Annotated in this window: 16 protein-coding genes; 13 read left to right on the top strand and 3 right to left on the bottom strand. The window is 29.1% G+C overall.

All coding sequences use genetic code 11. From position 1 onward, the window contains the following. The first annotated feature begins 43 nt into the window (after positions 1–43). Both NWE74_RS03290 and nhaC read left to right on the top strand, forming a co-directional pair. Complete coding sequence (locus NWE74_RS03290; RefSeq protein WP_258241812.1) at positions 44–1,075, top strand: L-erythro-3,5-diaminohexanoate dehydrogenase; 1,032 nt, start codon at positions 44–46, stop codon at positions 1,073–1,075. A gap of 189 nt (positions 1,076–1,264) precedes the next feature. Continuing rightward, entirely contained in the window at positions 1,265–2,707 is a 1,443-nt protein-coding gene (gene nhaC / locus NWE74_RS03285) for a Na+/H+ antiporter NhaC (protein WP_258241811.1), read from the top strand. Positions 2,708–2,792: 85 nt separating this feature from the next. On the opposite strand, the gene NWE74_RS03280 is transcribed toward nhaC, so the two are convergent. Next, a complete protein-coding gene (locus NWE74_RS03280; RefSeq protein ID WP_258241810.1) occupies positions 2,793–3,293 on the bottom strand; it encodes a cupin domain-containing protein in 501 nt (166 codons plus the stop codon). A gap of 239 nt (positions 3,294–3,532) precedes the next feature. On the opposite strand from NWE74_RS03280, the gene NWE74_RS03275 reads away from it, so the two are divergent. The 11 genes from NWE74_RS03275 to NWE74_RS03225 all read left to right on the top strand — a co-directional run bounded on the left by NWE74_RS03275 (position 3,533) and on the right by NWE74_RS03225 (position 11,155). Continuing rightward, entirely contained in the window at positions 3,533–4,021 is a 489-nt protein-coding gene (locus NWE74_RS03275; protein ID WP_258241809.1) for a prolyl-tRNA synthetase associated domain-containing protein, read from the top strand. A 39-nt stretch (positions 4,022–4,060) separates the two neighbouring features. Continuing rightward, entirely contained in the window at positions 4,061–4,741 is a 681-nt protein-coding gene (locus NWE74_RS03270; RefSeq protein WP_258241808.1) for an SMI1/KNR4 family protein, read from the top strand. Between the two features lie 10 nt (positions 4,742–4,751). Further along, positions 4,752–5,258: a hypothetical protein gene (locus tag NWE74_RS03265; RefSeq protein WP_258241807.1), complete on the top strand. Its 507-nt coding sequence runs from the start codon at positions 4,752–4,754 to the stop codon at positions 5,256–5,258. Positions 5,259–5,478: 220 nt separating this feature from the next. Beyond that, positions 5,479–5,652, top strand: a complete 174-nt coding sequence (locus NWE74_RS03260; RefSeq protein ID WP_258241806.1) for a hypothetical protein — start codon at positions 5,479–5,481, stop codon at positions 5,650–5,652. Next, positions 5,639–6,202, top strand: coding sequence for a hypothetical protein (locus NWE74_RS03255; RefSeq protein WP_258241805.1), 564 nt, complete (start codon positions 5,639–5,641; stop codon positions 6,200–6,202). The genes NWE74_RS03260 and NWE74_RS03255 overlap by 14 nt, the downstream gene beginning before the upstream one ends. Before the next feature lie 70 nt (positions 6,203–6,272). After that, entirely contained in the window at positions 6,273–6,953 is a 681-nt protein-coding gene (locus NWE74_RS03250) for an ankyrin repeat domain-containing protein (protein ID WP_258241804.1), read from the top strand. A 23-nt stretch (positions 6,954–6,976) separates the two neighbouring features. Further along, entirely contained in the window at positions 6,977–7,579 is a 603-nt protein-coding gene (locus tag NWE74_RS03245) for a hypothetical protein (RefSeq protein WP_258241803.1), read from the top strand. Positions 7,580–7,606: 27 nt separating this feature from the next. Beyond that, a complete protein-coding gene (locus NWE74_RS03240; RefSeq protein ID WP_258241802.1) occupies positions 7,607–8,455 on the top strand; it encodes an ankyrin repeat domain-containing protein in 849 nt (282 codons plus the stop codon). A 35-nt stretch (positions 8,456–8,490) separates the two neighbouring features. Then, positions 8,491–9,087, top strand: coding sequence for a hypothetical protein (locus NWE74_RS03235; protein WP_258241801.1), 597 nt, complete (start codon positions 8,491–8,493; stop codon positions 9,085–9,087). Between the two features lie 237 nt (positions 9,088–9,324). Beyond that, positions 9,325–9,771, top strand: a complete 447-nt coding sequence (locus NWE74_RS03230; RefSeq protein WP_258241800.1) for a MarR family winged helix-turn-helix transcriptional regulator — start codon at positions 9,325–9,327, stop codon at positions 9,769–9,771. Positions 9,772–9,787: 16 nt separating this feature from the next. Then, entirely contained in the window at positions 9,788–11,155 is a 1,368-nt protein-coding gene (locus NWE74_RS03225) for an MATE family efflux transporter (RefSeq protein WP_258241799.1), read from the top strand. Positions 11,156–11,212: 57 nt separating this feature from the next. On the opposite strand, the gene NWE74_RS03220 is transcribed toward NWE74_RS03225, so the two are convergent. Both NWE74_RS03220 and NWE74_RS03215 read right to left on the bottom strand, forming a co-directional pair. Continuing rightward, positions 11,213–12,016, bottom strand: a complete 804-nt coding sequence (locus NWE74_RS03220; RefSeq protein ID WP_258241798.1) for an ABC transporter permease — start codon at positions 12,014–12,016, stop codon at positions 11,213–11,215. Further along, entirely contained in the window at positions 12,003–12,770 is a 768-nt protein-coding gene (locus NWE74_RS03215; protein ID WP_330666279.1) for an ABC transporter ATP-binding protein, read from the bottom strand. The genes NWE74_RS03220 and NWE74_RS03215 overlap by 14 nt, the downstream gene beginning before the upstream one ends. Positions 12,771–12,883: the final 113 nt, after the last annotated feature.

Below are 12,883 nucleotides of genomic sequence, written 5' to 3'. Positions count from 1 at the left end.
TAATTAATACAAGTATAATTTATATTAATAAGGGGGATGTTTTATGAAAGGATGCAAGTATGGAACTCACAGAGTTATAAACGAAAATGTATTACCACAACCCGCTATAAAAGTAAATAATGACATGAACATTTATGATAATGAAGTATTAATAAATGTAAGTGCTTTAAATATAGATTCTGCTAGTTTTACTCAAATAGAAGAAGAGTGTAATCATGATGTAGAAAAAATAAAATCAAAAATATTAGAAATAGTTAATGAAAAAGGCAAGATGCAAAATCCTGTGACAGGATCAGGTGGAATGTTAATAGGAACTATAGAAGAAATCGGAAGTGAATTAGTAGATAAAATAGACTTAAAAGTTGGGGATAAAGTAGCTACATTAGTATCACTATCATTAACACCTCTAAGAATAGATGAAATAATAGATATAAAACCTGACATAGATAGAGTAGAGATAAAAGGAAAAGCAGTACTATTTGAAAGTGGAATATATGCAAAATTACCAAAAGATATGGAAGAAAACCTTGCATTAGCAGCATTAGATGTTGCAGGTGCTCCAGCTCAAACTCAAAAGCTAGTAAAAGAAGGAGACAGTGTACTTGTATTAGGCGCTGCAGGAAAATCAGGAATGCTATGTTGCTATGAAGCTAGAAAAAAAGCTGGTAGAAAAGGTAAAGTAATTGGATTAGTTATAGATGACAATCAAGCCCAATGTTTAATAGAAAATAAGCTTGTTGATGTAGCAATAATTGGAGATGCTAAAAATCCTAATGATGTGTTACAAAAGGTTTTAAGAGTTAATAAAGGCAAAGAAGTAGATTTATGTATAAACTGCGTAAATGTTACTAATACAGAAATGTCATCAATACTTCCTGTTAAAGATAATGGATGTGTATATTTCTTCTCAATGGCGACTGCATTTACAAAAGCAGCCCTTGGCGCTGAGGGTGTAGGAAAAGATGTAACTATGATAATTGGTAACGGATATACTAAAGGCCATGCTGAAGTTACTATAAATGCACTCAAAGAAAGCGAGAATTTGAGAAAAATATTTAAAAATTTATATGTATAGTTAGTATATTATTGATATTTGGTCCATAAAAAAGTTGCAATCATGTTGCAACTTTTTTAGTTTTTTGAAATGAAAAATAAAAAATCGGCATAATTTTCAGAAAATTTAATATAATCTAATATATTAAAAAATTTTAATGTGTGTAAAAGAAAAATAACACATATTAAAAGAATAAGGGGAGGATTTATTTTGAAAACAGAACCAAAGCTCAAAAGAAAGGCAACCGTAGTAGAAGCCTTAATACCATTATTATTTTTAATTGGAGTACTAGCATATTCATTAGTTAAGTTAGACGCTGATCCACATATACCACTTATATTAGGTGCTTTTGTAGCAGGACTTATAGGAATATTTAGATTAGGATTTACATGGAAAGAGTTAGAAGAGGGAGTTTTAGACACTATAAGAATGGCTATGCAAGCAGTTCTTATCTTAATGGTAGTTGGAACGCTAATAGGAACTTGGATATTAAGTGGTACAGTACCATCTATGATTTATTGGGGACTAAAAATAATATCACCAGCAATATTTTTACCAGCAACAACATTAATTTGTGCAATAGTTTCACTTGCAACAGGTTCATCTTGGACTACAGCAGGAACTGTAGGTATAGCTCTTATTGGTATAGGTCAAGGTCTTGGAATGCCACTACCACTTGTAGCAGGGGCTATAATCTCAGGTGCATACTTTGGAGATAAAATGTCTCCACTTTCAGACACTACAAATCTAGCACCAGCAATGGCAGGAACAACTTTATTTGAACATATAAAACATATGATATATACAACAGGACCAGCACTTATAATAGCACTTGTATTATATGGAATAATAGGAATGAGATATGCAGGTAAAGAATTAGATATAAGTCAGATAGAAGTTATGAGAAGTGCTTTGGAAGGCGGATTTAATACTTTATCACCTATCTTATTAATACCACCAGTAGTGGTTATATTAATGGTTGTATGTAAAATGCCAGCAATACCAGGACTTTTAGTAGGTTCATTGTTAGGTGCTATATTTGCAGCAGCATTCCAAGGTGCTGATTTAGGATCAATAATAGGTGCAGCTCATTATGGATATGTATCTGAAACTGGGGTTGTAGCAGTTGATGAACTACTAAGTCGTGGAGGACTTGATAGTATGATGTGGACTGTATCACTTATATTATGTGCACTTACTTTAGGTGGAATACTTGAGAAAACAGGAATGCTAGAAGCTCTTGCAAATGCACTACTTAAATTCTCTAAAGGTACTTTTGGTCTAGTTCTTGCAACTATAGTTTCTTGTATAGGAGTAAACTTAGCAACAGGTGAACAATACTTATCACTTGTTTTACCAGGAAGAATGTATAAAAATGAATATAGAAAAAGAGGATTACATCCTAAAAACTTATCTAGAGCACTAGAAGATAGTGGGACACTTTTATCTCCACTTATTCCATGGAACACATGTGGTGCTTATATGTGGGTAACTCTTGGAGTACATCCTTTTGCATATTTACCATTTGCATTTTTAAATTTAATAAACCCATTAGTTTCTTTATTCTATGCAGCAACAGGTATAACAATGGAAAAATTACCTCCAGAAGAAATGAAAGTTGTAGAACAAGAAATAAAAGAGGGCGTTCTATAAAATTAATAGATCAGATTAAAGATATAAAAAAGACTATATTTCAATTGAAATATAGTCTTTTTAATTTATTTAAAATTTATAGAGATTAATCTCTAGTTAATTTAACTATAACTTCTTCGTGTTGAGGATATAAATCTAGTAAATAATCTCTTTTGAATAATTCAAAATCTCTAAATTCAAATCCTGGAGAAACCATACATCCAACTAATGAGAAACCTTCATGATTCATAGCAGAACCAAAGATATAGTTCTTAGGAACTAAAACTTGTGGAACCTCACCATTTTCAACGTTTAATCCAAGTTCATGAGTAGTAAGCACACCTTCTGGGCTTATCATATAAACTGTTAAAGGAGAACCTGCATGATAATACCACATTTCATCAGATTTTAGTCTATGGAAGTTAGATACTTCACCATCCATAAGTAAAAAATAAATACTAGTCCAAAGGATTCTTTCCCCTTCAAATTTTGTTCTTAAATCATTTGATGTAATATTTTCACTTGAAGCGAAAGTTTGCTTAAAATATCCACCTTCTACATGTTTTTCTAAGTTTAAATTTTTTATGAAATATTCTGCTGAATACATAGATGTTGCCTCCGATACTATTTAAAATTTTGCTATATATTATGATTATAGTATATAGAATGACTTCATTATAAACTAAATAGGAATAAATTACAAATTACCTTAGGAGTTATAAACATAAAAGTAGTTTAATTATAATTTGCATGGAAATTTAGTGAATACCTTTTAAATTAGCAAGTTTGTGTGATAAATGATATAATAAATTACAAAATATGTAAATAATGAAAGGGGTATTTCATATGGAATCTTATGAAAAGGTTAAAGAGAAACTAGAAGAATTAAATATTGATTTTGAAATTGTAGAACATCCTCCTGTATTGACTACAGAAGAAGCTGATTCATACATTGAGGGAATAGATGGAGTTAGAACAAAATCATTGTTCTTAACAAATAAAAAGAAAACAGTATATTACTTACTTATTATGGATGGGCAGAAACGCTTAGACATGAATAAGTTTGGAAATATAACAGGAACAAATCATATTAAGTTTTGCTCAACTAACGGTTTGATGGACAAAATAGGACTGTTTCCAGGAGCTGTATCTATATTTGGATTGCTAAATAATGTAGAAAAAGATGTTCAAGTTTACTTTGATAAAGAAATTCTTTTGGAAGATAGAATGAGTTTTCATCCTAATGATAATACAAAAACAATTTTTATATCTACAGACGATATGCTTAAATTTATAGAATCTATTGGATTTAAATATGAGGCTATAGAATTATAAATATAAAGGAAAAGTAATTATTTATATTGGGAGGTAAAAATGAGCTACAGTAAACTAATAAAATCATTGGAACTACTTAAAGAAACACTTCATTCATCAAATAGCAAAGTTATGCTTAGTGTAGATGCTCTAGCAACAAAAGATGAAATTGAAGAAACAGAGCGTAAATTAAGAAAGCAACTTCCAAATAGTCTAAAGAAATTTTTCTCTACTGTATCTAAGGATATAAGTTTCTTTATAGATCTTGATGAAACATTACTTAAAGAAATCCAAAAAAATAAGAAATTCTTTAACACTGGATTGTTTGAATTAAACATAAGTTTATCTGGCATCATTGATGCACAGGATAGTATAGAAAACTGGGTTAATGAATGTTTTTCTAATCCAGAAGATGATTACGATAAAATTTGGCACAACAAATTAGGGTTGATGTGTATTGGTAATGGGGATGTAATAGCACTTGATTTATTAAGTGATAAAGATGAGCCAAATGTTGTTTATCTAAGTCATGATGATGCAGAAGAACACGGATGGATATTGGGTCTAAATTTTGAAAGTTATATCATAAACTATGTTGGAATTGCTTGTAGTGGCTTAGAATCCTGGGGAACAGCTCCATTCATAACAGATCCTAAAATAGGAATTGATATGATGTGTGATAATGCGATTGCTTTTAGGCAATTGTTAGGTTTGCCAGAAGAATATATACATAAAAAATAGGAGAAATATTATGAGTAAATTAGATAAAAATGTAAGCGAAGAAAATTATTATAATTATATATCAGAGTTAGATGATAATACGAAAGATGTATTAAAAGAAACTATAGCAACTGCAAGTAAATCGTTTAGCATTAGCAATCCAAATGATGGAAAAACTATCGCAAGTGAAGTAAGGATTTGGATAGATAAAATTTTGGAAACAGGTACTTTTCCAGAAGAATATGAAAGCCTTGATGAAGTATGTATTGCATTGGGAGCTTTATATGGTCATTCGCTTGATATTAGTTATGGATGGAGCTGGGAAGTGTTTGGAAAAACAGAGGAAGATTCTATGTGTGGAGTAGTTTCTCCAGAAAAGAACTTCTGTAATCCTTCTTTTAATTATATTTATAGTATTTTAATAGGAAGTAATTATGGATTAGATGATAAAAAAGAAAATACAGTTCTTCTTTCTTATAATATGATGTCAGATATTGATAAAAAGCCGATGCACCTGAAGTATTATCCGGTATTATAAATAGATGAAGATTTTAACTACAAATATGATGTTTTCCTTTATATGATGGAGCACAATGATTTTATAGGTACATTAGAAATAACAGATAAAAGTATTCATATTAAAGGGCAAGTTGATATTAGTGGGAATTTATTACCTCTTTCTATTATGATTGAAAAGTAAAATTGTAAACCTTTATTATTAGGTGAGATCAGGATTATTTGACGAAAGGTTTAGTGATATGAATATATTAAAAACTATTTTAAAAAATAAAGAATTAGCAGATAAAATAAATTATAAATGCGATATTACAATTTACCCTGAAATGCGAAAGCAAGAAGATGCTGATGGACACATGATTTGGAATATTGAGGGAATGGCATTTGGAGAGGAGTATAACAATGTCAAAAATTAAGGAATTTCAAAAAACAGCCAGTGGAAAAATAAAGCTTGATTGGAGCTCAGTTGAAGAAGAGATTGGCTTTAAATTACATGATAATCTAAAAGACTTTTATTCACGAATATTAGGTGACAAAAATAGAATACTAGGCAGCAAAAATAAGTCAGGTATCATTTCAGGGATAATAAAATTTAATTATATCGAATTTGTAAAACGATATGTAAACAAAGACAACTGGCTTAATGACCCAAATAGCAATAACAGTTATGCCGAGTTTACGCTTTGTTTGTTAGAGCAGACAGATGATAAATATATTTCGGATTTTATTAAAGAGGCATTTTGGGGCGAATGGACAGGTGGAAATGATTTTGGACATAGGGCATATGTTGGCGAAATTCTTATTAACATGGGTCAAGTATCACTTCTTTTCAATAATAATACAGGAGAATTTGAATGGGTAGATTTTGGATATGGATATTTTGATACGTATTCGGATAATCCATATGGTATTGTGGCTGATAATACGCAAGAATTTCTTAACAAATTCAAAGTTATAGATATATGAGATTGACTATTTGCAGTTTACACAGGAGAAGTTTATATGACAAACATTGAAATAATAGGAGATTAAATTTATGGGAGAAAATATTTTTAAAAATATAGAAAATATAAAATCTAATTTAGAAGATATAGATAAAAAAGATAGTAGAGGAAGAACTCCACTTATAAATTCAATAGTTCAAAGAAAGCCAATAGATATTATAGAGTCTATAATAATGGGGGGAGCTAATTTAGAGTTAAAAGATAAATTAGGAGATACTGCACTTAAAAAAGCTATAAAGTTTAAAAGGGTAGATGTAGTAGAATTACTAATTAAACATGGAGTTAATATCCAAAGCGAAAATATAGAAAATTCTCCATGGTTTTTTGCTCGAAAAAATAAAAAAATAGCAGATATATTATTAGAGACAAAAGGATCTATAAGATTAACATTAAGTTCAGATGAAGAAAATATATTAGAAGAGCTTTTATATAATGAGGATATAGATGATATATGTTCAAAAATAGAAAATTTAGATTCATCAGAGATATTACATGCATTTATATTAGATTTTAATTATGATGATGAGTGGTTACCTGTAGTAACGGTTTTAAATAATGACAACTGCAAAGAAATAACAGCAATAGAAATAATAGAATTATTAACAGATGGAGATACATCACATCTAAAGATTATTGATGAAAAAATATTTAATTTAATTAGTATTAAATATTCAGATTTAATACTAAGATTAAAAACTAATATGCACTTATAAAGTTAAAGACAGGAGGGGGTTTTGTGACAAATATTGAAGTTGTAAAAAGTCAGATTGGAAAAAGAGGTTATCTAAACAGCCCTATTTATAGAGAGGCCATGATAAATATGAGGTTTGAAAGCTTCACAACAGAAGATACAAATTTTTTTATTGATTATTATAGGAATATAAAGGATATTTTCAGTCGAAATCAAATATTACAAGCGTTTGTTTTGCAATGTCAAAAATATGATTTAAAAGAATTCTTTTTAAGGGCTTTTAAAAAAGAGCGTTATCTTGATATGCGTTTAACTGCAATCCGTGGATATGCTATCTATGCATCAGAAAAAGAAATTGCTCCCCTTATGAAAAAATTTATCGATATTTTAGTTAAAATACCAAGCCGTACACCCTATAATTATCAAGAATATGAAATGCTTCGCTCGAAATTTGGATTGCCATATTTAGTTGAACAGTACAGATATGACTGCTTTAAAGAAGCATTGAATCAATTAGAAAAACAGTATAATGACATGCCTGATGAGTGTAAGGGCTTTTTTACTCTTGACGAAAATGGAATATATGTAGCTTTAATGACGCGAGAGGAAATAGACAAAAATCTTGATATCTTGTTTAAGAGAAAATAATTTATATAGTAAGAAAGGATTTTAACTATGGAAAAGGATAACTCTTTGTTGTATGCATGCTACATAAATGATATGGATTTGATTAAAGAGCGAATAATTGATGTAAAACCAGCTCAATTAAAAAAGAGTACTATAGAAACAGGTACACCTTTGCATGCTGCTGCTAAAAATGGAAATATAGAGGCAATTGATCTTTTATTATCAGCTGGTGCGAATATGGAACAAGGAAATTTTCTAAAAAACAGCGCATTACTTGCTTGTATAGAAGAAAAAAAATTGGATGTTGCAAGATATTTAATTGAAAAAGGTGCTAATGTTAATAAAAAAGGATGCCAAAATAGGAATGCACTAAGCCAATTGATATTACATGCTTGGGACAAAAATTTTGCAGAATTTTTAGTGGAGCATGGATGTTTAGTTAGTGCAACTTCAGTAGATAAATTATCAACATTGCAGGATGCAGCAGAGACTAATAACTGTGACGCAATATCGTTTTTATTAGAAAATGGTGTAGAGCCAATACATATGAGTAAATCACTTTGTTGGGCAATTATTTATAATGCTTCTGATGCAATACGTTGCCTAATAGAGTGTGGAGCTGATTTAGATAAGATGTACGAAAGTTGTAAGGGCGTTGAGAAGTCAATTTATCATGATACATTAGTGCTTGATAATCGTGGTGATAGAAGAGAAACAATAAAAATTCTTGTTGGTGCTGGAGTTGACTTTAAGTCTGTACCTGCTAGAGCAATAACTACTCTTATTCTTGAAAAAACAAAACTAAGTCCTTATGACTATGCACGGGAGCACCTTTCTAAACATCCTGAAAAGACATTTATTGCAAACAACTTGAAATTGATTGATTCTCTTTATTAGCTCTGTTGGAGCACTTTAATACAAGGAGTGGTGTTTTGAAAAATTTTGAATATTTTAAAGAAAATGTATACTTAGAGATACTGAATTTATTAAAAAATCAGCTTTCTAATTGTGATAAAAGTATATATGCAATAGCGTTAGAAATATTTTATGGAGAAGAATATGGCATAAAAGTTAGATATCAGACTAAGGATGGTTTTAATGTTCAACTTAAAAAAGGGTTTAAATTTCACAAATATGATGTGCAAGAATTTGAATATTTAAATGAAGTTGAAAATATATTTTTCTTCACAAATAATCACACAAGAGATTTTTGGGGCTCAATACTTTATTATATGTATGACGATAGCATTCCTATACCAAAGGGATACTATGATGACTTTGGTATACCAGTGCAAAATGGAATATTAGATAGAATAGAGTTGCCTGATGATACATTTACTTTTCTGGAAGAGATAGCACTATTTTGTGCTGAAAAGCTTAAACATACAACTGAATTTATTAGAAAAGATGATGATTTCTTAATATTTGTTTGCCATGAGAGCACAATGTATTATAGATATCCTCTTTCTTTTATTGAGAGAACTGTTGATGAAGATAAATTATATCTTTTAATGGATATAGTTGAATAAGATCGATAATAGTTAATGCCAAGAAAAGGACACCATTTTGGGTGTCCTTGTTTTAATGGAAAACTTTCATGATTTATATAAATAGTTAAAGGAGAGTTTGCATTTTTATAAATAAAGAGCTATGATTTAAGATAATAAAAAATAGTTTTAAATAAAACTTTTGTTTAAAACTATTTTTCTAGGGTAAATTATAAATAAATATTAGTTTTAAATAAAACCAATTAGAAAGGATAGCATATGAAAAATTTAGATTTTATAGAAAACTTTATGATAATACATCACTTTACAAAAAATATATTTAAGTATTCATCAATAAAAGAAATAGACTCTAATCTTAATGAAACACATTCAAAAATTTTATTATTTGTATATAAACATGAACATAGACAAATGAGTAAAATTAATTCTTATATAGGGATTCAAAAGGGTGCTTTTACAACATCTGTTGATACTTTAATTAAGAATGGATATATATTAAAAATTAAAGATGAAAATGATAAAAGATCAACAAATTTAGAATTAACACAAAAAGGAACAGAAATGGCAATTAAGTTAGAAGAAAATTTATACAGTGGTATAAATAATATGTTCAACAACATTGAAGAAAATGAAAGACAAGAAATAAATGAAGCATTAAAATTAATCGCTAAATTTTGTATGAAAAATAAAAAAAATATTAAATAGAAATAGGAGTAGGAAAATGGAAGATAAAAAAATAGTACTTTTAAGAGATGAAAAAGTTTCAAAAGCTATACTAAAACTATCTATACCTATGGTTATGGGTATGATGATTCAAGTTTTATATAACTTAGTAGATACGTATTTTATAGGAATGTTAAATGATTCTAATCAATTAGCAGCAGCAAATATATCACTTCCTGTATTTATGATGTTAATGGCAATAGCAGGAATAGTTGGTTCTGGTTCATCATCATATATATCAAGATGTATTGGTCAAAAAGATTATGAGGAAGCTAATAAAACTATATCAATAGCAGTTGGAATTTTAATTATTATGAGTATAGTAGTTATGATAGGCGGTATATTTATGTCTCCTATGATAGCAAAAGGATTGGGTGCAAATGATGCTACGCTTGACTATACTTACAAATATATAGTTATAATGTTTATAGGTGCAATACCTGTTATGTGTAGTTATGCACTTGGTCAACTTCTTCGTTCAGAAGGAAATATAATGCAATCAGTAATAGGCCTTACATTAGGTACAGTTGTTAACATAATATTAGATCCTGTTTTAATATTTGGATTTAATCTTCAAATATCAGGAGCTGCTATAGCTACTGTAATAGGTCAAACATCAACACTATTATACTTTATGTATGCATTTTTAAGTTCAAAAACAACTTTAAAAATAAATTTAAAGAAGTTTAGATATGATAAAAATATATTTAAAGAAATATTTACAATAGGAGTTCCTGCATCTTTAAATCAAATGTTAATGGGAGTAGCTACAGTTATTGCAAATAATATAGCTATAGGATATGGAACATTGACAGTTGCTGGTATGGGTGTTGCTATGAAGATAATGACTATAGGTACTTTTGTATTTATGGGATTTTCAGCAGGATGTCAACCTTTAGTTGGATATAATTATGGAAGTGATAACACAGCCAGGGTAAAAGAGATTATAAAAAAGGGAATAATAATAACTTCTATAATAGGAATAACTTTAGCTTTAGTATTTGGAGTATTTGCTAATTCATTAATTGGATTATTTACAAGTGATGCTGAAGTTATAAATAAAGGTGCAATTATACTTAGAGCACTAATAATTTCACTTCCTTTTGTAGGTGGTCAAATGATAGCTACAACGTCAGCACAATCAATGGGTAAAGTTGTTGTTGCATTTATCTTATCTATATCAAGACAAGGAATACTTTATATGCCTCTTTTAGTTATATTAAATAAAGTACTTGGATTTAATGGATTTATCTATGCACAGCCAATAACAGACATGATTATGCTAGTGTTCTCATCAATACTATTATTTAATGTTATTCCAAAGGAAAATAAATTAGAAAATTATACTTTAAAAGAAGAAAATTAATATTTTTATATAATTTAAAAGGGGGCATATCTCTATTAAGAGATAGCCCCCTTTGTTTTATCTTCTAGAGTTATAAATTTTTTCTATAATATTTAAAATTTCATACATGATCCATGCGCAAAATGCTAATACAAATACACCCATCATTACTAAGTCTAGTTTAAATACCTGGCTACCATAAACAATCAAATAACCAATACCAGCACGAGATACTAAGAACTCACCAACTATAACTCCAACCCAAGCCATACCTATATTAATTTTAGTAAGGTTTATCAAGTTACCTATATTAGATGGAATTATAAGCTTGAATAAAATTTGACTCTTAGATGCTCCAAAACTTCTTAACATTTTAACTTTTTCCTCATCAACATTTATAAAATAGTTATATGCAGATAAAATAGTAACAACTACTGATATAGTAACAGCAGTAACAACTATACCTGTTATACCAGCACCAGCCCAAACTATTATAATAGGAGCTAGAGCAGTTTTAGGCAAAGCATTTAAAACTACTAAGAATGGATCTAAAATTTTAGAAAGTCTTTCAGACCACCAAAGGGCTATAGCTATTAATATACCAAGTACTGTACCAATTACAAGTCCTAGTACAGTTTCATATACAGAAATCCATATGTGTGTCATTAATTCTCCATTTTGTACATATGTCATAAATAAATGATATATATCACTAGGTTTACTAAATAAGAAAGTATTTATAACTTTGAAATTAGCTAGAACTTCCCAAAGAGCTATAAATCCTACAAGAAGTAAGATTTGAGAAATTAATATCTTTATTTTATTTTTTTTAACTGTTTTTATATAGTTTAAATATCCTTCAGAATCTTTACTTAGTCTCATTTGAATCCAGCTCCTTCCATAGTATGTCAAAATAATTTTGGAACTCAGGAACTTTACGAGTTTGAAGTGGTGTAAGATCTTCATTTTGTCTTAGGTCTATGTTGTAAATATTTTTAACTGTAGCAGGGCGCTTAGATAAAGCTACAACTACATCAGACATTGATATAGCTTCACTTATATCATGAGTAACTAATATAGCAGATTTGTTTTCATTTTTAATTATCTTAAAAACATCATCACTAACAAGTAACCTTGTTTGATAATCAAGAGCAGAGAATGGCTCATCAAGAAGTAATATATCAGGATTAACAGCTAATGTTCTGATAAGAGCCACACGTTGTCTCATACCACCTGATAGTTCTTTAGGATACATATAGCGGTATTCCCATAGGCCGTAAGTTTTTAATAGTTTTTCCACTTGTTCAATAGATTCTTTAGTTTTATTATTTTGAATTTCTAGACCGATAGTTATATTATCCATGATATTTCGCCATTCTAGCAGATGATCCTTTTGAAACATATATCCGATATTACCCTTTATAACAACGTCACCGCTAGTTGGTTTTAAAAGTTTAGTTAATATATTAAGAATAGTTGATTTACCAGAACCAGATGGTCCAAGTAGTGTAAGTATTTGTCCTTCGTTTAAGGAAAAATTGATGTCTTTTAGAACTTCCAGTTCCCCTTCCTTGGTGTAAAAGGTCTGAGATAAATCTGTAACTTTTACAATTTCATTCATATATGCCACCTCCATGAAGTTTGTTCCTATATATTATAGTATTAAATAAAGGTATGATTTGTACCAGAATGGATGTATTTTATAATAGTTAGAAGCGATATAGTAGCGTAAATTTGGAGAATAATATA

The organism is Romboutsia lituseburensis (assembly GCF_024723825.1).
GTDB classification, from domain to species: domain Bacteria; phylum Bacillota; class Clostridia; order Peptostreptococcales; family Peptostreptococcaceae; genus Romboutsia_F; species Romboutsia_F lituseburensis_A.
This window is presented reverse-complemented; position numbering and strand designations above follow the sequence as displayed.